The sequence below is a fragment of the Arcobacter sp. ISO1 genome (assembly GCF_058105185.1).
In genome coordinates this window covers 555,812-575,467 of record NZ_CM176573.1, presented here as the reverse complement: position 1 = coordinate 575,467, position 19,656 = coordinate 555,812, and the positions used below count along the sequence as shown (strand labels likewise).

At 28.6% G+C, this 19,656-nt stretch carries 21 protein-coding genes; 17 read left to right on the top strand and 4 right to left on the bottom strand.

Features of this window, described 5'->3' with window-relative positions:
- Positions 1–64: 64 nt before the first annotated feature.
- Genes AC2TY9_RS02870 through AC2TY9_RS02860 form a run of 3 tightly spaced genes read left to right on the top strand, consistent with a single transcriptional unit; the run spans position 65 to position 5,286 of the window.
- Positions 65–2,074 carry a TonB-dependent receptor domain-containing protein gene (locus tag AC2TY9_RS02870; RefSeq protein ID WP_489779425.1) on the top strand — a complete coding sequence of 670 codons (2,010 nt, stop codon included), beginning with the start codon at positions 65–67 and terminating at the stop codon, positions 2,072–2,074.
- A gap of 21 nt (positions 2,075–2,095) precedes the next feature.
- Positions 2,096–4,183, top strand: coding sequence for a TonB-dependent siderophore receptor (locus AC2TY9_RS02865; RefSeq protein ID WP_489779423.1), 2,088 nt, complete (start codon positions 2,096–2,098; stop codon positions 4,181–4,183).
- A gap of 11 nt (positions 4,184–4,194) precedes the next feature.
- Positions 4,195–5,286, top strand: coding sequence for a PepSY-associated TM helix domain-containing protein (locus tag AC2TY9_RS02860; protein WP_489779421.1), 1,092 nt, complete (start codon positions 4,195–4,197; stop codon positions 5,284–5,286).
- A 33-nt stretch (positions 5,287–5,319) separates the two neighbouring features.
- Here the strand turns inward: AC2TY9_RS02860 and AC2TY9_RS02855 are convergent, their stop codons facing one another.
- The 4 genes from AC2TY9_RS02855 to AC2TY9_RS02840 all read right to left on the bottom strand — a co-directional run bounded on the left by AC2TY9_RS02855 (position 5,320) and on the right by AC2TY9_RS02840 (position 10,876).
- Positions 5,320–8,400: an ABC transporter substrate-binding protein gene (locus AC2TY9_RS02855; protein ID WP_489779419.1), complete on the bottom strand. Its 3,081-nt coding sequence runs from the start codon at positions 8,398–8,400 to the stop codon at positions 5,320–5,322.
- Positions 8,401–8,521: 121 nt separating this feature from the next.
- On the bottom strand, positions 8,522–9,619 hold the full coding sequence (locus tag AC2TY9_RS02850) for a hypothetical protein (protein ID WP_489779417.1): 1,098 nt from the start codon (positions 9,617–9,619) through the stop codon (positions 8,522–8,524).
- A complete protein-coding gene (locus tag AC2TY9_RS02845; RefSeq protein ID WP_489779415.1) occupies positions 9,609–10,130 on the bottom strand; it encodes an Lcl C-terminal domain-containing protein in 522 nt (173 codons plus the stop codon). The genes AC2TY9_RS02850 and AC2TY9_RS02845 overlap by 11 nt, the downstream gene beginning before the upstream one ends.
- The gene (locus AC2TY9_RS02840; protein WP_489779413.1) at positions 10,127–10,876 is read right to left on the bottom strand and encodes an Lcl C-terminal domain-containing protein; all 750 of its coding nucleotides are present in this window, start codon (positions 10,874–10,876) and stop codon (positions 10,127–10,129) included. Before AC2TY9_RS02840 ends, AC2TY9_RS02845 begins: the two co-directional genes overlap by 4 nt.
- 133 nt (positions 10,877–11,009) lie before the next feature.
- On the opposite strand from AC2TY9_RS02840, the gene nifN reads away from it, so the two are divergent.
- The 14 genes from nifN to AC2TY9_RS02770 all read left to right on the top strand — a co-directional run bounded on the left by nifN (position 11,010) and on the right by AC2TY9_RS02770 (position 19,587).
- A complete protein-coding gene (gene nifN, locus AC2TY9_RS02835; RefSeq protein WP_489779411.1) occupies positions 11,010–12,296 on the top strand; it encodes a nitrogenase iron-molybdenum cofactor biosynthesis protein NifN in 1,287 nt (428 codons plus the stop codon).
- Between the two features lies 1 nt (position 12,297).
- Positions 12,298–12,675, top strand: coding sequence for a hypothetical protein (locus tag AC2TY9_RS02830; protein WP_489779409.1), 378 nt, complete (start codon positions 12,298–12,300; stop codon positions 12,673–12,675).
- A complete protein-coding gene (locus AC2TY9_RS02825; protein ID WP_489779407.1) occupies positions 12,676–13,197 on the top strand; it encodes a hypothetical protein in 522 nt (173 codons plus the stop codon). It abuts the gene before it with no gap.
- A complete protein-coding gene (locus AC2TY9_RS02820) occupies positions 13,197–13,643 on the top strand; it encodes an ankyrin repeat domain-containing protein (RefSeq protein WP_489779405.1) in 447 nt (148 codons plus the stop codon). Before AC2TY9_RS02825 ends, AC2TY9_RS02820 begins: the two co-directional genes overlap by 1 nt.
- 6 nt (positions 13,644–13,649) lie before the next feature.
- The gene (locus tag AC2TY9_RS02815; protein WP_489779403.1) at positions 13,650–14,903 is read left to right on the top strand and encodes a SagB family peptide dehydrogenase; all 1,254 of its coding nucleotides are present in this window, start codon (positions 13,650–13,652) and stop codon (positions 14,901–14,903) included.
- Complete coding sequence (locus AC2TY9_RS02810; protein ID WP_489779401.1) at positions 14,900–15,199, top strand: hypothetical protein; 300 nt, start codon at positions 14,900–14,902, stop codon at positions 15,197–15,199. The genes AC2TY9_RS02815 and AC2TY9_RS02810 overlap by 4 nt, the downstream gene beginning before the upstream one ends.
- 70 nt (positions 15,200–15,269) lie before the next feature.
- The gene (locus AC2TY9_RS02805; RefSeq protein WP_489779399.1) at positions 15,270–15,665 is read left to right on the top strand and encodes a NifB/NifX family molybdenum-iron cluster-binding protein; all 396 of its coding nucleotides are present in this window, start codon (positions 15,270–15,272) and stop codon (positions 15,663–15,665) included.
- The gene (locus AC2TY9_RS02800) at positions 15,665–16,102 is read left to right on the top strand and encodes a NifX-associated nitrogen fixation protein (RefSeq protein ID WP_489779398.1); all 438 of its coding nucleotides are present in this window, start codon (positions 15,665–15,667) and stop codon (positions 16,100–16,102) included. The genes AC2TY9_RS02805 and AC2TY9_RS02800 overlap by 1 nt, the downstream gene beginning before the upstream one ends.
- A 138-nt stretch (positions 16,103–16,240) precedes the next feature.
- Positions 16,241–16,762, top strand: coding sequence for a flavodoxin (locus AC2TY9_RS02795; protein WP_489779396.1), 522 nt, complete (start codon positions 16,241–16,243; stop codon positions 16,760–16,762).
- Positions 16,763–16,782: 20 nt separating this feature from the next.
- Positions 16,783–17,133 (top strand): nitrogenase-stabilizing/protective protein NifW, encoded by a 351-nt coding sequence (locus tag AC2TY9_RS02790; protein WP_489779394.1) that lies wholly within the window; start codon positions 16,783–16,785, stop codon positions 17,131–17,133.
- Complete coding sequence (locus AC2TY9_RS02785) at positions 17,123–17,530, top strand: nitrogen fixation protein NifZ (protein ID WP_489779392.1); 408 nt, start codon at positions 17,123–17,125, stop codon at positions 17,528–17,530. Before AC2TY9_RS02790 ends, AC2TY9_RS02785 begins: the two co-directional genes overlap by 11 nt.
- Positions 17,531–17,617: 87 nt before the next feature.
- A complete protein-coding gene (locus tag AC2TY9_RS02780) occupies positions 17,618–17,959 on the top strand; it encodes a hypothetical protein (protein ID WP_489779390.1) in 342 nt (113 codons plus the stop codon).
- A 24-nt stretch (positions 17,960–17,983) separates the two neighbouring features.
- Positions 17,984–18,280 carry a 2Fe-2S iron-sulfur cluster-binding protein gene (locus AC2TY9_RS02775; RefSeq protein ID WP_489779388.1) on the top strand — a complete coding sequence of 99 codons (297 nt, stop codon included), beginning with the start codon at positions 17,984–17,986 and terminating at the stop codon, positions 18,278–18,280.
- 59 nt (positions 18,281–18,339) lie between these two features.
- The gene (locus AC2TY9_RS02770) at positions 18,340–19,587 is read left to right on the top strand and encodes an RNA polymerase factor sigma-54 (RefSeq protein ID WP_489779386.1); all 1,248 of its coding nucleotides are present in this window, start codon (positions 18,340–18,342) and stop codon (positions 19,585–19,587) included.
- Positions 19,588–19,656: the final 69 nt, after the last annotated feature.

Genomic DNA, 19,656 nt, shown 5'->3' with positions numbered 1-19,656 from the left:
AAAACTAGCCAGCCAATCTTAACTAGCCAGCAAAAATATAAACAATATAAATATAAGGATAAATATGGATATTAAATTATCAAAATTAACTGCTGCACTTTTAATTGCGCAAGTTTCACTATTTGCAGATAATACACAATTAGAAGATTTAGAGGTTGTTACTTCAGCATTTAACGCACAAGTAAAATCAGTATCTTCAAAACAACTTGAAGAGGAACAAGCAAGTGATGTAAAAGATATTTTAAAGTCACTTCCAAGTGTTATAGTAGATGGAAATGCTCGATATGGACAAAGGGTTTATGTAAGAGGTTTAGAAGATAAGTATGGAAATATAACAGTTGATGGAGCAAAACTTGGTGGGCAACTATTTCACCATTCAGGTGATCAAACAATTGATGCCTCACTTTTAAAAATTACATCTGTAGAACTTGGACCAAACTCTGCACTTAGTGGAAGTGGTGTTATAAATGGTTCATTTGTTTATGAAACAAAAGACCCAAGTGACTTTTTAAAAGAGGGTGAAAAACTTGGAGGGAAGGTTACTTTAGGATATCAGTCAGGATATGAAAGAAAAAGTGGTACAGTTGCAGTATTTGGTAAGGTAAATGAAAAAATTGAATTTGTAGGAATTGGTACAATTGCTGAAGATGGTACACTAAGACTTGGAAATGGTGAAAAAGTAAATTCAAAAGAGAGTAAATTAGAAAGTGGTTTGGCAAAATTTGTTTTTAAACCAAATGATTATAATAGTTTTAAACTATCATTTAATAAATATAAAGATGGTGGGAATAGACAAATAACTGGTGAAAAAATTGGTACGGATATTAATGATAACGATTATAATTCAATTTCAAGGGATACACTTACATTAAAATATAACTATACTCCTGATAGTGAGTTTGTAAATTTCGAAGCAAAAGTTTACACTAATAAACAATACCTTACAAGGGAAGCAACAACAGGCACCGATACTACTTCAGGACTTACATATGAAGAGCCTGAAAGGGAAGATATAAATAGTTCTGTGGGGTATGATTTTAGAAATAGTTCATTACTTGGAATTCATAAACTAACATATGGAACTGATTATACCCATGAAGAACAAGAGAAAAAAGCAGACTCATTAAGAGTTTATTCTGATTCATCTACAGAAGATTTAAATTTTGATGGTGGAGAAACTGATAATTATGGTTTATATCTTGAAGATGAGATGGCTTTTGATAAATTAACTTTAACTTTAGGTGCAAGATATGATCACTATAAATTAGGTGGTATTTATGATGGAACATTTAATCATCTATCTCCTAAAATGAAACTAAAATATCAAGCTACTGATAACTTATCTTTAAGAGCTGCTTATGGTCACATTTTTAAAGGTCCAGCACTTAGTGAAACGATGCTATTATCTTCAACTGCAGTACAATCAGCTGATACTAAAGCTCAAATAGGTAATAACTTTGAACTTGGATTTGATTATTCATTGACAAATACTTTAAATGCAGATGATGCTATTATGGGCTTCAATGTATATAGATATAATGTAGATAACTATTCTACTCTTGCTAGAAATAGTGCTTTAGAGAGTCAAAGTGACGTAGTAATTTGGGGAACAGAAACAATGTTTTCTTACCAAAAAGGAAAACTGGGACTTAATGCAAGTCATACTTATACAGATGGAAGTCAAAAAGATTTAGCAACAGGGATTAGTTATGACCCCAAAACTGCAAAAATACATGTGTTTAAAGTAGGAGCAAACTACAAATTAACAAATGAACTTAAGGTAAATTATAATGCTCAATTTGTTCCTGGAAATAATTACACTTCATTTAATGGTAGCTCACGAAGGGGAGCAATAGGGCAAAGGTTTTATTCAAGAAAGGGCTATGCCGTTCATGATGTTAACTTTACTTATAAGCCAAATAGTATAAAAAACACTACATTTAATTTTGGTATTGGAAATATTTTTGATAAATCGTATGTTAGACATAGTGCATTTCTTGCTCATGGAACATCATCAGACAAATCTTATGAAGTTGGAAGAAACTTTAAATTCCAAATCTCTTATAGATTCTAAAAAATTGTACAAAGGATGATAATGAACAAGAAAGCAATAATCCTATTTTCTTTATTAAGTAGTCAGATTTTACTTCATGGTGAAAAGTTAGATGAGGTTTATGTAACAGAGGAACAAGAGTCTTATTTTGAGAATCTTTCAACAAGTAGTACAAAAAGTGAAAAGAGTGATAACAAAACACCAAGTAGTATCTTAGTTATTAAAGAGAATTTAATAAATGACATACAAGCACAAAGAATAGAAGATACATATGATTATACAACTGGTGTAACAAAGGTTGGAAAAAATGCCGATGCAATTATGATTAGAGGATTTGAAACAAGTCTGGAGAATTTAAAAGTAAATGGAATGTCAGGTTCTATTAGTAGAATGGGTTCACCATCATCATCAAATGTTGAAAAAATCGAAATTGTAAAGGGACCAAGCTCTGTATTATATGGTTCAATGGAACCAGGTGGTATGGTAAACATAATTACTAAAAAACCTTATGGTGAAGAATCTTATTCTATTGAAACATCATTTCAAACATATATGTCTGGTGTATCTTCTTTGGGAGAAGATAATGGAATAAGTACAAGTTTTGATGCAAATATTCCTCTAAGTGAAAACTTATATTACAGATTTGTTACTGTATATGAAAATCTAAACTCTTATAGAGACAAAGTAGATTTTCAAAATATATATGTGTATCCTAGTTTATTATGGAATGTAAATGATGAAACATCTTTATTGGTTTCGATGGAATATGGTAAAGAAAATGGTAGTGCAGATAATGGATTAGCTGTAATTAATCACGATATCTCTACTGCAGCACCTATAAATACTGTTTATCAAGAAGAGAGTGATTTTGATAACGATGAAGGTCTTTCACTTGATTTGAGTTTGGATCATTTTTTTAATGATAATTTATACTCAAAGTTTTCATGGAGAAGTGTAATTCATAATGATGAAAGAAAATTATATGAACAAACTTCAGTAGACTCTACATCTGAAACTATTAGTAGAAGAAATAGACATCAGTATAATAAAAGAGATTGGCACAGTTTTGATGCAACATTAACTTATGATACCAAAGTATTAGGTTTAGAAAACAGTTTATTAAGTGGAGTTTCTGGAACATATAGAAAAACTGATTATGATAGAATTATTCATGGAAGCAGTAATAATGTTTCACCAGATCTTAGTATTTATAATCCAGTTTTAGGGGGAACTGCAGCTTCAAATTCAGGGAATAGAAGGCTAACAGAATATTATAGTTCAGGCCTTTACCTACAAGATAGTTTATCTTTAAATGAAAACTTAACACTTGTAGGTGCTACGAGATTTGATAGAACAAAAATTGACTTTATTTGTAAAAGTGGCTCTTGTAATGATGATTCAACAACATATTCTAGTAATGTAACTGGTTCACTTGGATTAATCTATAATCTAAATAGTATAATTTCTCTTTATGGAAATATTGCACAAAGTTATAACCCAATAACTGCTGAGAGATTTGATATTAATGGTCAAGGATTAGAAACAGAAAAATCAAATCAAATTGAATTAGGAACAAAACTAAATTTTTCAGAAAATCTAAATTCACATTTTTCTGTTTATAAAATTTTAAAAGAAAATGTATCTGAAAAAGTTTCAGGACAAAGCTTTTATGAAACAATAGGAGAAATAGAATCAAAAGGGTTTGAGGCAGAAGTTCAATGGTTACCTACTAAAAACTGGCAATTGTCTTTTGGATACGCATATAATAAAGCAGAATACACTACAGGGTCTAACATAGGTAATCAACCAAAAAGTACATCAAAAAATACTGCACAATTATTTACTAGATATAACTTCCCAACAAAAATTTATAATGGGACATTTAGTATAACATCAGGAGTGGTTTTTAGAGATTCTATTTATACTAGTTCATCTGAAAGTAAAAGGGTGAAGCTTCCATCATACACTAGATATGATTTAGGATTAAGTTACGAAAAAAGAGACTGGGAATTTAATTTAAACATTGAAAATTTAGCAGATAAAGTTTATTATGAATCAGGGACAAATGATTATAGAATTTATTCAGGAGAACCTAGAAAACTAATTTTAAGTGTTAAAAAAAGTTTTTGAAAAGGATTTGAATGTATAAAAAAGTCTGGTTTAAAATCCATTTATATTTAGGTTTAATTGCAGCAGTAATTTTATTTACTGTTGCAATAACAGGGGCAATCTTATCTTTTCAAAAAGAGATTATTTATTTAATAAATAAAGATAGTTTTGTTGTAACAGTAGAAGAAAATAAATTAACAGAAAAACAAATACTTGAAAAGTTTCAAGAAAAATTTCCAAGTGAAAAAATAAAAGCCTTATCCTTTTTTAATGACCCAAAATCTTCTTATATAATAAATGTTGCTATAAAAGGTGCAAAAGGAAAAGCAGCTTTTAAAGGAAAAAACTATTATGTAAATCCATATAATATGGAAATACTTCCTTTTGTAAAAGGGAAAGAGACTTTTAAATTTATTGAATTGATTCACAGAGGTTTAATCGCAGGAAAAATTGGGAAACAAATAGTTGGAGCATCTGTTGTATGTCTACTCATTTTAATTGTAAGTGGAATAGTAATATATTGGGATAGGTTGAAAAAATCTTTCATAAAAAGTATTACGTTTAGTTTTAAATCAAAAAATAGAAAATTGTTATCAACTATGCATAGCTCAGTTGGAATGTGGATTATTCCCTTTTTATTATTGGCTAGCATTACTGGACTTACTTGGTCATATCCTTATTTTAAAGAAAATTTATTTGCTTTATTAGGTGTTGAAAAAACTATAAAAAAAAGATTTAAACAGGATATTTCAAATACAAGTAGTTTTAACGATATACAAACTGCTATTAACTTATTTAAAAAAAATATATCAAATTATGATAATGCAAGAATTAGTTTGATAGAAAATAAAAATGATATTTATACCTTGAGATATATAAAAAATAATCCTATTCACAATAGAGCTAGAAATAGTATTTCAATTGATATAAAGAATCAAATAGTATTAAAACATGAACAGTTTTCAACTCTTCCTTTTAATAAACAACTAACAAAAAGTATTTATCCTTTGCATACTGGTGAATATTTTGGTGTGATTGGACAAACCTTGATGTTTCTATCAAGTTTGGCATTAGGCTTACTTTGTGTAACTGGCGTATGGATGTATATAAAAAGAAAATTTTGAAAATAAGTGTATCTTCTTAAATGTAGATGCACTTTAAAAAAAACACACCTTATTTCTTCCACTTTTTTTAGCTTGGTATAAAGCATCATCAGCACGTTTTATTATGGTTTCAATTCCATCATCTTCTGTTGTTACAGTAATCCCAAAACTTGCAGTCTTTTTACCGACTTTCCCAAAATTAAACTCTTCAATTTTTACTCTTAGTTTCTGGGCAAAAGCTGTTAGATTTTCTTTATTTGTTCTTGGAACAATTATTACAAACTCTTCACCACCCCATCTTCCAACATAGTCAGTTTCCCTAACAGAGTTTTTAAGTAAATTTGCAAAAGAGATTAAAATTTCATCTCCTACTAAATGTCCAAAATTATCATTTGTTGATTTAAAATAATCTATATCTAAGATACAAAATCCAAAACTACATTCAAACCTTCTACATCTAGTTATTTCATCTAATAAAATTTCATCTAGTTTTGTTCTGTTATAAACACCTGTAAGTTTATCTGTAATTGCTAGTTTTTCAAGTGCGATATTTTTATCTTCAATCTCTTTTTGAGCTTTTTTTAACAAGGTATTAGTTTTTTCAATCTCTTGTTTAGCTTTGTATATTTTTATATTCCAATAAACAATTAAAAGAATAAAAAAAGTAGCTATAAAAATAACTTTCCATACAAGTGTATAGTCAGTGACTTTTTGTTGTTCTACAGCTATCCATTTTCTAAAAATACGATCTTTGTTTTCTTTGCTAATACTTGTAATTGCTTTTTGAATAATACTAAAAAGCTCTTTTTCTGTTTTTATAGTTCCATAAGATAAATTGTAATCAATGGGAAGTTTTCCAATAATTTTTAGATTATACATCTCATTTTTATCAATGGCATAACCAATAGAAGATGTTGAATCTATATAACCATAAACTTTATCCTCTTGAACTAGTTTTAAACCCTCATCTATTGATTTAATTTGTATTATTTGAGTGTTTGGGTAGAACTCTTTTATCTCTTCTTCCACTGCAGAACTTCTTATAACTGCAAACTTATTGTCCTTTATCTCCTCAAAACTATCAATAAAAAATTTATCTTTTTTAGTAACAATTACATAAGGAATATTATAAATTGGATTAGTAAAGTTTAAATATTCTGACCTAGCTTTAGTTTTTTTAGATAAAGATAAAATCTCACATTTTTTGTTTTTAACAGATTCTAATGATTCTTCCCATGAGTTTGTCTTAACTAATGATATCTTTTTGGAAATTTTTTTAGAAATTAATTCCTTAATATCTGAGCCCATTCCAATATGTTTATTATTTTCATCTATTGCTTCAAAGGGCATCCAGTTAGGAGATACGCATATTTTTAATTCATCTTTTTTGTTTAAATATTCTTTCTCTTTTGTAGTTAAAAGGCTGTTATTATATGTTGGGGTTTCTTTTCTTGGTTGTATTAATCCTTTAGCGTTTAAGCCAATCCATTTATTTGTTAAATTTCTCCACTCTTGAGGCTCTATTGCTTCTAAGCCTTTTTGCATAATACTATATAGTAAAGGTTGATCAGTATTTACACCAAATCTTAAATCTTCACGATTTACAGTTTTTAAATTCAATTCATCAATTGCTTTGATATTTGATAATGCATTTTTCTTTATGTAATAGTTCATTGTTAAAAGATTCATTATGGCAATATCAATTTTTCCATAACTTAATGCTTTTGCCATCTCTTCAATACTCTCATTCTCAACTAAGGTAATTCCATCCATCTCTCCCACTTCCTTAGCATAGAAAATACTTTTTTGAACACCAACTTTTTTACCTTTAAAACTTTCTAATCCTTTGTATTCACCAAAGTCATCACGTATAAAAATTAATGTTGGTATCTCATAATAAGGTTTTGTAAATAAAGTGAACTCTTCTCTTTCTTTTTTGTGTGAAATATCAGCAATGATTTTTGTTTCTTTGGCTTTAAAACGTTGAAGATTAGGAACCCATTGTCCTATAACTCTTTTAAATTTTAAACCTGTTTTCCCTTCTATTAAAGATAATATATCATCTACGAAACCTTGATAAACTCCATTTCTTTCAAAAGAAAATGGTGAAAAATCTTGCATTACAGATATAGGTACAACTTTATTTTTTTCAATATAATTTATCTCTTGTTTTGTTAAATCTGCTATATTTTCTATTTTTTGAAACAAGATAGATTGGTATTCATAAAAAGGTTTAGTCATACCCTTTTCAATAAAAAAGTCTCCCATTTTTTTTACTTTTTTATAATCTACACTCCCTATTGGATAAATATTTGGAAGCATCATTTTTTTTGTTTCTTGTGCCTCAAAAAGAAGGTGTCCTTTACTCTTTTTTTGAGTGTTGTATTTTTCTAAAATTAAATCTACAACTTCTTCTTCATGGCTTAGGGCATATTCCCATCCTTTATTTGAAGCTTCAATAAAATTCTTTACAAGTTGGGGATTATTTTCAACAAATTCTTTAGATGAAAATAGATTTACATCATACATCTCAATACCATAATTGTTTGGGTCTAAGATATTGTGTCTAATCCCATCTTTTCTCAAAATATAAGGTTCATTTGTTAGAAAAGATGAGTAAGCATCAACTTTTTTATCTATAAAATCTTGGATGTTAAAAGATGAGGGAATAATTTCAATATCATTTATATTTAAACCAAACAGTTGAAACATTTGATGATAATTTACACTATCAAAATCAGACCTAGGAATCATTAGTTTTTTACCGGCTAATTCTGAAGGTAAAATTATATCACTTTGGGTGATTATTGCTAAAGGGGATCTTTTAAAGTAATTAGCCAATAAAACTAAAGGCCTTCCTTTCATTGCTTGCTCTATTACACTACTACCCCAAATACCAAACTCTTTTTCACCATTTATTACCTCTTGTGCAATGTCAATATCTGCATCATATTCAAAAAGTTCTACGTCAAGTCCAATATCTTTATAATATCCAAGTTCCTTAGCTACATAAAAACCTGCAAATTCAAATTGATGTTTCCACTGTAAACGTAAAGATACATTTTCTAAAGTTTCAGAGTTTAAAGAAGTAAGTAAAAAAAACAGTAAAAGAATCCATTTTGTGAAAAAGTTCATGTAGCTCCATTTCTCTAAATGTAATATTATATTACAAAAGTAATAAATAAGGAGAATACTTATATGGGTAAAAAAACTGAAAATTAAATTTGACTAAATTCTCTAATAAAATGTTAATCCATTATTTACAAGGATTAACATTAGTTACTGTCACTCTATAATCTTGGGCTTTACATCCAAGTTTTGGTTTTACTTGCTTAGTATCTCCAAAACATCCACCGACATTGCTAATCATATTTGTCATAACACCATAAGTTTTTTGAGTGTAATCTCCTCTACATGTAGCTTTAAAAGAAACATCAATACAAGATACTGGCCTTGGAGAATATTTTGGTATTGTTCCCCCAACATGATGTTCTCCATAACAATTTTTAGCAGCAAGTTTAATTCCATTTTTTAATTTTACTAGATATTGTTGTTTTTCTCTTTGTTTTCTTTGTTCTTCTTGTTTTTTCTTAAGTTCTCTTTCTTTTTTAGCTCTTTCTTGTTCTTCTTTTTTCTTTCTAATTTCTTCTTGACGTTTTTGTTTTGCTAAATCCTTTGCTCTTTTTTCTTTTTCTCTTTTTTGCTCAAGTTTTTTTTGCTCAAGTTTTTTTTGCTTTAGCTTTTCTTGATAATTATTCTTCAGATAGGTTTTACTTGTATTTGAAGTAGTACTTTTATAATAAGACGTATTAGTTTTTGAACTATTGTTTTTGTACGAATTTTGAATCATTTTATTTAATTTTTGTTGATTTTGTTGATTTAATTTTTGTTGCTGTTGTAAAGTATTAGTTAGAGTAGACAATATTATTTGTTGATTGATTTTTTCTTGTTTTTGTTTTGCAATTCTTCTTTCTCTTTCTATTCTTTTTCTTTGTTTTTCTTTTCTTAGTCTTTTTTTATAACTTCTTTCACTAGTTCTAATGCTATTTCTAACACTTGAAACTTTTTTATTATCAAAATTCATTGCATATGCATCATCTAAATACTTATATGCTTTTGAAAAGCTATTTATATCTGCTTTGCTTTTAGCCTTTTTTATTAATTGGTCAAATCTTTTTTTTTGTTTATTAAAGTTTTCTGCACCAATTAAATCATCAAAGAAGTCATCATTTTGTGTTTTTTTTACCTCTTTTTTGGGTGTAGTGTTTTTATCTCCAAAAATATCATCAAATTCATTTGAAAATAAAATACTTGTACTAAGAATACTCAATAATATTAGTTTTTTAGTAAACACTTTTTTGTTGTCCTCTTACACAAATAATTCTACTTTGTTTTGATTTTTTAGGATTATATGAATATATAGTTCCATATCTGTAAGATAAACCTAAATATTTTTCATTTGCATCTAATGTTGAAGACATAAAGTTATCTTTATCTGTAGGTAAAATCTGTAATCCTTTAAAAGATGACTTAATCATTGTTCTATAACTATTTCTATACCCTTTTACATAAGTAGTATTTTTATTGTAGTCAATTAGAGTAACTAACTCTTGTATTGTAGGGATTCTCCAATCACTAAAATTATTTAGTGTTAAATTTTCACAATAAGGCTTTGTTCCTTTTAATGTTCCAGAATAAAAAGGTGGTCGTTTATCATCTCGCCACATTAAACCAGTATCATTATCTAAAAAAATTTTTTCTGGATTTGCTTTTGCTTTATATATTGGCTTTGGGGCATAACTTGATCCACCACAACCCACAAAAAATAATACTATTCCTAAAGCTATAAGAAAATTTTTGATCATAATGTATCCTTTTTATTTATAGTTCTAACACATCTTGTATAAACTTTATAGTTATAATTACTGCTATAAGAAATTCTTCCATCATAGTTTGAAATATAGTATGTTTTTTTACTGTTTTTTTCATATATATGTTGATATGGGTAATACTTTGGAGAAGTTTGAATAGCTTTAAATGTAGAGTCTATTGCTGGCTTTTTATTATGTTTTACAATAGTCATAAATTCATTTGCTGTTGGAACTCTCCAATCAGAATATCCATTTAATTTTAAATTTTTACAATAACTTACTGCACTGTACGAAGTCATAGTTTTTGAAATAGTATCATAATCATCTTGCCACATTAATCCCGTATCTTTAAAAGAAACAACTCTACCTTGAAACTCTAATCTTTTTTTCTCTTTTTCTAATTCAAGTTTATATTTTGGTTCAACTTCTAAATAAAGTTTTAAAGCATCTTGGTAAAACCTTCCTTCATTTCCAGCTTTATTGATATATTTTTCTAAAGCAGTATAAGAACTAATATAGTTTTTAATCTGATAATAAGATTTTCCTTCCCAATAAATTAATGAAGTTGGAATATTTTGATCTATTTTTTTCCATTCTTTAATTGAATTTACTATCCCTTTATAATCAGCTTTTTTTTGCTGTTCAACAAGCTTAATTTTTAGAATATCTATTTTTGCTTGATCTGATATTGCAAATAAATTAATTCCCATAAAAAGAAGTGTAAACATTATTGTTTTCATTAGTATCTCCGATATTAAAGTATTTTAATTTATTTAATTAAACTTTAAACACTACTTAAGTTTTACAATTCTTAAGCTCTATTTTTTAAGGAACACTTCTTGCAACTATTTCTAAAACTCTTTAGGAATAGATATGGAAGCAATTAGTTCAAAACCATTACAGCTTAATCCAATTAAACTATCTCAACCAATGGGTGCGATGCTTTGTTTTTTAGGTATAAAAAATTGTATGCCTCTTATGCATGGTGCACAGGGGTGTGCTTCCTTTTCAAAAGTTTTCTTCACTAGACATTTTAATGATCCAATTGCTGTTCAAACAACAGCAGTTAGTGATATTACAGCTGTTATTGATGGTGGAGATTATTCTATATCTGAATCTATAAAGAACATTACAAAAAAAGTTAAACCAGATTTAGTAGGTCTTTTTACAACAGGGTTAACAGAAACAAAAGGGGATGATATCAGAGGTGCTTCCCTTTTAGTTAAAGACCAACAAGAGATGGTTTATGTAAATACTCCAGATTTTGAAGGTTCTATTGAAAGTGGTTTTGCAAAATCTGTTGAAGCTATAATTAATCAAAAAGTAGAAGAAACAAGCAATATTGATAAAACAAAAGTAACAATTATTCCAAATGTTAATCTAAAGCCAATAGAGGTTGAAAAAATCAAAGATACTATTTCTTTATTTGGTTATGAGGCTTTAGCACTTCCTGATTTAAGTGATTCTCTTGATGGTCACCTAGGATTAAAACAAGGAGCTTTAACTTCGGGTGGAATAAGTTTTGATGAAATAAAAAACCTAGCTTCCTCTTCCCTTGTGATTTCAATTGGAAGCTCTGTAAAAAAAGCAGGGGAAAAACTCAAAGAAAAAAATGAAAATATAAAACTTTTTCATTTTGATTCACTTGGTGGATTAGAGGAAAGTGATAGGTTTTTTAAAGTTTTATGTAAAGAAAAAAATATATCACAACCCCATCCAAGTATTGTAAGATGGAGAAAAAGGTTGCAAGATGCCTTATTAGATTGCCATTTTGCAATAGGAAGCTCATCTGTTGTTTTAGCCTTAGAACCAGATCAGTGTATCTCAGTAGCTAATACAATTATTGAAGCTGGAGCAAATATAAAAGCAATTGTTACAACCCATAAAAATGACTTATTAGATGAAATTGAATGTGAAAATTTATTAATTGGTGATTTTGAAGATGTTGAAAAATATTTAAGTGATAGTGAAGTTTTAATCTCAAGTTTTCATGGGGAAAGATATACAATGAAACACCATAAGGCTTTGATGTTAAGAGGTTTTCCTGATTTTGAAGGATTAGGAAACCAGCTTAAAAATGATTGTTTATATGAAGGAAGTTCATATCTACTTTTTGAACTTGCTAATTTAATTAATACCCACAGGCATCATGGAGCATAAAATGAGCATAAATCTAAATAGACCTATAGTCCCAGCTATTGCAATTGAGATGATAAGTGGAAGGACAAGATTAATTGGAATTCCAAAAGAAAAAATCCAAGTGGTTATCACTCTACCAGATATAAAAGAGTTTAATAAAGAGTTAAATGAAGCCATAGAATTTTTTAAACATAGAGCAGATTCTTTTGTAATCACATCAAGCAAGAAAGAAGAGTGCAGTGATGTGATGGATAAATTTGATTTAAATGAACACCTAATCTCAAATGAACACAGAGATTTTTCAAAAATATTTAAAATGAGAGATGAAGCTAAAAAACTAAAAAAATCACTAATGATAATAGATACAAATTGTCAAATTACACATAAGGATGTTTTATAAATGGAAGTAACTTATAAAAAAGAGGTTTTTACCCTAGGAAAAAGAGAAAGAAAAGTTGAGAGTGAAGCTCCAGCAGTTAGAGTTAAAATGATAAATGAAGATACAAAAGTGATTGGTATGATGGCACCAAAAATCCAAGTTATGATTACCTTACCTTGTATAAAAGCTTATAACAATGAGCTTCATAATATCTTAACAGAGTATTCATCAAAAATATTGGTTTATATTGTTACAAAAAGCAATGATGATAATTTAAAAAAGATAAAAGAAGAGTACTCAATAGAGGATGGATTTATCTCAAATGATTTTAAAAATTTTTCCCTTAAATTTGGAGTAAATATGAGTGATGAACTTATTGCAAAGTCTATTTTTATTGTTGATAAAGAAGGCATCATAAAATACAAAGAGATACCTTCAAATATTGAAACAAGTTTTGATTTAGAAAAGTTCAAAACTACTCTTACCGAAGTTGTAAACTTCAAACAAAAGGGTCATACCCATGAAAATTGGATGGGTGTATAATGTCTTTTTCTGATAAAACTAGAATGTGGTTATCTGCTAATGAATATGATTTAAATAATCTTAGTAAACAAGGAAAACATGGTAATTCTGCTGTAATGAAAGCAGCAAGGGAAGGTGAAACCCATATTGTAAGAGAGTTGATTGGATTAGGAGCAAATTTAGATCAAAAAAATGTTGATGGAAATTCTGCTTTGTGGAATGCATGTTTTGCTAACTCTTATGATTGTTTTTATGCCCTTATTGATGGGGGAATAGATATAAATTCACAAAATGTTAATGGTGTAACATCTTTAATGTATTGTGCAAGTGCAGGAAAAGAGGATTTTGTAAAACTCTTACTTGAATGTAATGCCAAAGCAGATTTAGAAAACCTTGATGGATTTAAGGCAATTGATTTAGCTGTAACTCCTAAAATATACAAAATGTTAAAAGCTACAATAAAATAAAACTCTATGCAAATTTTCCATGATAAAACTGAAATAACGCGCAAAAACTCTTTTGAGCAAACTGCTTTTATTGATTGGAGAACACAGCCAAAAAATCACAAGAGCTATCCAAATTTCTTTAGAAGATATAAAATTGATGATTTTAGTGAACTTAAATTTATAGAAAATTTTGGGAAAATCACTCAGACAAAAAAATATGGTAAAGAGGAAGTAAGTCTTAGAACAAATCCTAGTGCAGGAGGTCTTTATCCTTGTGAAGTTTATATTCAAATTAGAGGCGTAAAAGGTTTTTTAAATGGTATTTATCATTATGAACCTTTAGAAAACAATCTAGTGTTAATACATGAATTAAGTAGTGATGGACTTGAATACTATTTTGAAAAAGACCAACAATATAGATTTGTAATACTGATTAGTAATGTATATTTTAGAAGCTCTTGGAAATATGAAAATAGAGCAATTAGATATTTACTTTTAGATACTGGTCATCAAATTGGGTCCATTTATTCTTCTTTGAAACTTCAAGATATTGATTTTAGAATAGAGTTTGAATTTGATAGAAACCTTATAAATGAATCTTTTGGTTTTGAGGGCTTCGAGTTTTTTCAAGTTGCTATATTAAGTGACTTTTATAAAGAAAAAGAGATAAAACCTTTAAGGGAAAAACTTATAAATGTTAGCGCATGTGATTATCAAATAAGAAATAGTTTTATTGATAGTTTTATAAACCATTTAGAACATGAAACTTTCCCTTCAACAATACATTTTGATTTTTTAGAAGAATTAGAAAAAAATAAGTTAGAGGATTCAATAAATAAAAGAAGGTCAATCCGAGCTTTTAAACAAGAAGCTATAACAAAAAATGATTTTAATCTTATCACTAAAGATATATTTGAATATTCCAACTCTTTTGGTATTGATATTTACATTATAGTTAATAATGTAACAGGTTTAAATAGTGGTATCTACAAAAATGTAACATTGGTGGAAGAGGGTGACTTTATGGAACTTTCAAAAAAACTTGCTTTTAATCAAAAACTTGGAGGATCTAGTTGTTTTACACTTTTTTTTACTTCAAGAGTAGATTCAAATTATATACAAAACTATATAGTATGTGGCTTCTTAGCTCATATGCTAAGCATTAGAGCCGTAAACTTAGATATCTCATCAAGTGGCATTGGGGCATATTTTGATGATGAATGTAAAAAAACATTTAAAACCCAAAATAATATCTTATATTTACAGGCAATTGGAAAATGAGTAAAGAAACCTATTTAAATTTATACAAGAAATATGAACTTTATAGAAGTGATATTTATATGTTAACCCAAGAAAAACCAGCGGAGATTTTCTTTTTATTTGAAGAGGTCTGTGAGGAGTTGATTGAAGATAGAGCTATTAATAGACAACTACCACCAGAGTTTATAAGAAATGCAAATCTTCTATTGGCACAAAACACTTTTGCAAATGTTTATTTTTCTTTTATTGATAATCGTGCTTTCTTTTTGAGTGATCTAATTGACTTTCTTACACTTATTAAAAGTGCCAAAAAATAGGCAGTCTTTTATCTTTTCTTCTTGTGGAACACTATTTGCATATATACTCATAAATTTATGAGGATGTAATATGAGTAGTATAAAAATCACATCGAACACATCAGATGAAGGTATGTTACAAGTAGCCTTTGCAACTAAAGACCTAGAGAATATTGATTCACACTTTGGTAGTGCAAAACAGTTTGCTATATATGATATTAGTAAAAGTTCTATCTCTTTAAGTGAAATAAAAAAGGTTGAGGAAAAAGATACAGATAAAACTGTAGCTTTATTAAAAGGGGTTGATATCGTTTACTTTACAAACGTTGGTGCAATAGCTGCAGCTAAACTTATCAATTCTGGGATATTCACAATTAAATACAAAGAGGTTGTAGGTATTGAGGAAGAGACAAAAAAACTTCAAGATATGTTAAATACAAATCCTCCTCCATTTATCAAAAAAATAATTGAAAAAAAGGCTGCATAATGGAACTAAAAGAATTATTCTTAAATACACTAACAGGACAAATTAGAGCATTGGATCAATTTGGTACTTGGACTAATAAATCAGATGATGAACTAATTAAAGAAAAATATGTAAAAACAAAAGATGAATTAAAAGATATTCCAATTATTGCAGACATTGATGAAATGCAAATTAAAGATATTAGATTAATTTATCAATCAGTTGCCCTTGCCTTTGAAAAAATAACAGGTGTTATGGCTTCTGTTGTTATGGAAATGAGTCACGAAGGATTTGGTCGTGTTGTAGTATTTGCAGATGATATTGTTCTTTGTGAAAAATATTTTAAAGATGCCCATAGGTTTTCATTTAGAACATATGAAAAACTTGAAGATGAGGGTGAAAAATATCTTAAAAAAGCTCAAGAAAAATATAATAAGTATAAATTAGAAACTGTGTAATAAAAGAAAAAAAGACTCTATTCTTAGAGTCCTTTAGATTTTGATACTTTTAATGACTTTTTATAAATCATGTTAAAAAGTATTTTAAGAAAAAGAAGGTCCCTTCAAAATGGGGACTATTTTGAAGGAGAAGAAAAGATGGCAAAAATAGGAATTTTTTGTGGGACAGCAGGCGGAACATCAATGGTTATTGCAGATGCATTGGCTGAGGCATTTAGCATAGAAGAGGATGATATTATCAATATGGAAGAGGATTTTGATGATATTGAACAATTTGAAGATTATGATGTTTTATTTATAGGTAGTTCAACTTGGGGACAAGGAGATGTTCACTTTTCATGGGTTGATGCTCAACTTGAAATGGAAGATGAAGAGCTTGATTTATCTGGAAAAACTATAGCACTATTTGGTGCTGGAGATAGTGTTAAGCATGGGGAACATTTTTGTTCAGCGATAGGAAAGCTTCATAAAACATTTACAAATTTAGGAGCAAAAGTTATAGGTTATGTTCCTATAGATGGCTATAAATATGAGTTTTCTTTAGCACAAATGGATGATAAATTATGTGGTCTAGCTATTGATCAACATAATGAAGAAGATAAAACAGAAGAGAGAATTGAGAACTGGATTTCTAGTTTAAAAACACAAATTCCCGCATAATCTGTAAGAAAGGATATAAAATGGCAACGGTAGAAGAATTTTATAAATGTAGAGATACAGAAGATTACTTTAAATTTTTTGGGATTGAATTTGATCAATCTTTAATAAATATAAAGAGATTTCATATGATGAAAGAGTATGGAGCACTTATTAAAAATGGTATTAACAATATCCAAGAGGAAAATAAACTTTTAGACTTTTTAAAATTTTCACTTTTAAGGGTTTATGGTGATTATAAAAATGGTCATTCTCCAAGTGCGGCTGATGTTTGGAATATGTATGAAACTGGAAAACTTGAAGGTTGTTCATCATGTGGAACAACACCAGCTATGACAGGTTCAACTTCAACAGGTGGAAGTTGTGGCTGCTAGTGGATTAGACCATGATTATATAGTTGATCCTAATACATTTTTTCATGATAATGTAACAGGTCCTAGGTCAGGTAAAGATGAAGATGAACCGAAATTTGGAGTTGGTCAAAAAGTAAAGCTTACAAAAGAAATTGTAAATGATGGAACATACCCTCACTCTCCAATAGGTACTTTAATGATGCCAAAGTATGCAATTGGTTATATAAAATCTGTTGGAGAATTTCTTCAAGTAATTAGAGTTTATGAAGTGCATTTTTTAGGTGTAAAGGATACCCCTGTAGAAATAGTTGGATGTAGAGAAAATGAACTTGAAGCTATGGAAGATTATAAAGATGAAGTTAAAGAAGAACTTGAGTGGATGAGAAAACACAGAGAGAAATACTATAGTAAAGATTAACCATATGCGCCAAGTCAAACGAAAGAATTTTTAGAATTTTTTCGTATGACTTGGCGCATATAATTAATTTAATAAAGGAGAAGAAACATGGCAAAAGTTATTTTTATGCATTTTGATACTAATGCAGATGGTGTTTATGATGCAAAGATTGGCGAGCCTATAATTAGGTTAGCAAAGGAGAAAGGTATCCCCCTTCCTGCAGATTTAAAGGATTATTCTAAATGTTTAATCAAGGTTGAAAATTTGGCTGATGAAGAACCTACAAGTTATATGGAAGATGAAGAATTAGATGTATTAGTTGAACTTGGTGCTATTTCTGAAGATGAAGCAACTCAATGTCAACAATTCACTATTAGTCCAAAGATTAGAATTGCACCTATGATGTTAGTTAAGGGTGATATTTTAGTTAAACCATATTCATTATCATAATAAATAAAATAAGAAGGAAACAAAATGACAACAAGAGTAGAGATAGTAAATGATTTTTTAGCTATTAATGTTAAACCCGGAAGTACGATTCAAGATGTAGTTGAAGCATCTGGTTCAGCTTTACCATTTGGGTGTAGAGATGGTGAGTGTGGAACATGTGTAGTTGAGATTGAACAAGGTATGGAGTTTTTATCTGATATCAATGAAAAAGAGATAAAAGTTATTAATGAAGTTTGTGCAGGGACTTGTACTGAGAATACAAGACTTTCTTGTCAAATGAAAATAGTTAAACCTAACGGTATCGTTAGAATTAAGTACTAAAAAGTATACACTTTTTTGTCTAAATTCGTTTAGAATTTAGGCAAAATAGGATTATGAGTATGGCACCTACATTATCAACATCTGTTTCGCAGAAGCAAAATCTTAACTTATCACTTAAAATGTGGTTACCTATGTTGCAATCATCATTGCAAGACCTAGAAAAACATCTTACAAATGTTTCATATGAGAACCCATTTTTAGAGATTAAAAAACCAAAAGAGTTTTATAATAATTTCATGCCACAAGGAACAAGTGGAGAATTTATTGAGTCTTTAGCTTTATATGATGAATCATTACATGACAAAATAAGTGAACAAATCTGTGCACCAAATTTTCCAACACCAAACTCACAAAAAGTTGCAATGGAGATTTTGTGTGATATAAATGAAGAAGGTTATTTTGATGGAGATATTGAAAAAATTGCTGTAACATGTGGAGTATATAAAGAGTATGTTGAGTCAATTAGACAAAGATTTTCAAGACTAGAGCCATCTGGAGTTGCGTCAATGAACTTATCAGAATCATTTGAATTTCAATTAGATGCTTGTGATAAAGATATTGATGATGAGCTTTATAATTTTATTAAAAAAGTTGTAAAAGATATTGCTCACTTAGATAAATATGCTGCGCATCATAGATTTGATGATGTAAAAGAAGTAATAAAATATTTTAATAATCCACCAGCAATCAATTATATAAATACAAATATACAGGTTATCCCTGATTTTTATGTGGATATTGGTGAAGATATAAATGTTAAGATTAATCACGCTTATTATCCTGATATTGAGGTAAAAGACCCTTTTTCTTCAAAAAATCAAAGCATAAAAGATAAACTAAAAGAAGCTAGAGATTTAGTAAATCTTTTAAATCTTAGAAAATCAACTTTATACAAAATTGTTCTTTTGATTGTGGAAAAACAAATCTCATTTTTTGTTGGGGGAGAACTAAAACCATTTTCTATGCAAGAATTAGCAGGAGAGTTGGGTTTTGCTGAATCAACTATAAGTAGAGCAGTTGCAAATAAGCATATAGAATGTAATCTTGGTATTTTCCCATTAAAATACTTTTTCACAAATGCTGTAAATGATAAAGATTTATCTTCATCACAAATTAAAAGTTATATTAAATCTTTAGTTGAATATGAGAAAAGAGAAACACCACTTACAGATCAACAGATATTAGAGATGATTTATGAAAAATTTGATTTGAAGATGGTTAGAAGAACTATTACTAAATATAGAAAAATGTTAAATATCCCCTCTTCAAAAGAGAGAAAGAAACTCTACAAGGTAGAAAATATATAAGCAAAGAGTTTCAAGCGAGACTTTCTAAGAAATGTCGAGAAATAAACTCTACAAGGCAGAAAATATATA

Bases quoted from the DNA above. Each gene is read 5' to 3' on its own strand.
- AC2TY9_RS02870 (WP_489779425.1), top strand. From the start codon at position 65: ATGGATATTAAATTATCAAAATTAACTGCTGCACTTTTAATTGCGCAA.
- AC2TY9_RS02865 (WP_489779423.1), top strand. From the start codon at position 2,096: ATGAACAAGAAAGCAATAATCCTATTTTCTTTATTAAGTAGTCAGATT.
- AC2TY9_RS02860 (WP_489779421.1), top strand. From the start codon at position 4,195: ATGTATAAAAAAGTCTGGTTTAAAATCCATTTATATTTAGGTTTAATT.
- AC2TY9_RS02855 (WP_489779419.1), bottom strand. From the start codon at position 8,400: ATGAACTTTTTCACAAAATGGATTCTTTTACTGTTTTTTTTACTTACT.
- AC2TY9_RS02845 (WP_489779415.1), bottom strand. From the start codon at position 10,130: ATGATCAAAAATTTTCTTATAGCTTTAGGAATAGTATTATTTTTTGTG.
- AC2TY9_RS02840 (WP_489779413.1), bottom strand. From the start codon at position 10,876: ATGAAAACAATAATGTTTACACTTCTTTTTATGGGAATTAATTTATTT.
- nifN (WP_489779411.1), top strand. From the start codon at position 11,010: ATGGAAGCAATTAGTTCAAAACCATTACAGCTTAATCCAATTAAACTA.
- AC2TY9_RS02830 (WP_489779409.1), top strand. From the start codon at position 12,298: ATGAGCATAAATCTAAATAGACCTATAGTCCCAGCTATTGCAATTGAG.
- AC2TY9_RS02825 (WP_489779407.1), top strand. From the start codon at position 12,676: ATGGAAGTAACTTATAAAAAAGAGGTTTTTACCCTAGGAAAAAGAGAA.
- AC2TY9_RS02820 (WP_489779405.1), top strand. From the start codon at position 13,197: ATGTCTTTTTCTGATAAAACTAGAATGTGGTTATCTGCTAATGAATAT.
- AC2TY9_RS02815 (WP_489779403.1), top strand. From the start codon at position 13,650: ATGCAAATTTTCCATGATAAAACTGAAATAACGCGCAAAAACTCTTTT.
- AC2TY9_RS02810 (WP_489779401.1), top strand. From the start codon at position 14,900: ATGAGTAAAGAAACCTATTTAAATTTATACAAGAAATATGAACTTTAT.
- AC2TY9_RS02805 (WP_489779399.1), top strand. From the start codon at position 15,270: ATGAGTAGTATAAAAATCACATCGAACACATCAGATGAAGGTATGTTA.
- AC2TY9_RS02800 (WP_489779398.1), top strand. From the start codon at position 15,665: ATGGAACTAAAAGAATTATTCTTAAATACACTAACAGGACAAATTAGA.
- AC2TY9_RS02795 (WP_489779396.1), top strand. From the start codon at position 16,241: ATGGCAAAAATAGGAATTTTTTGTGGGACAGCAGGCGGAACATCAATG.
- AC2TY9_RS02790 (WP_489779394.1), top strand. From the start codon at position 16,783: ATGGCAACGGTAGAAGAATTTTATAAATGTAGAGATACAGAAGATTAC.
- AC2TY9_RS02780 (WP_489779390.1), top strand. From the start codon at position 17,618: ATGGCAAAAGTTATTTTTATGCATTTTGATACTAATGCAGATGGTGTT.
- AC2TY9_RS02775 (WP_489779388.1), top strand. From the start codon at position 17,984: ATGACAACAAGAGTAGAGATAGTAAATGATTTTTTAGCTATTAATGTT.
- AC2TY9_RS02770 (WP_489779386.1), top strand. From the start codon at position 18,340: ATGGCACCTACATTATCAACATCTGTTTCGCAGAAGCAAAATCTTAAC.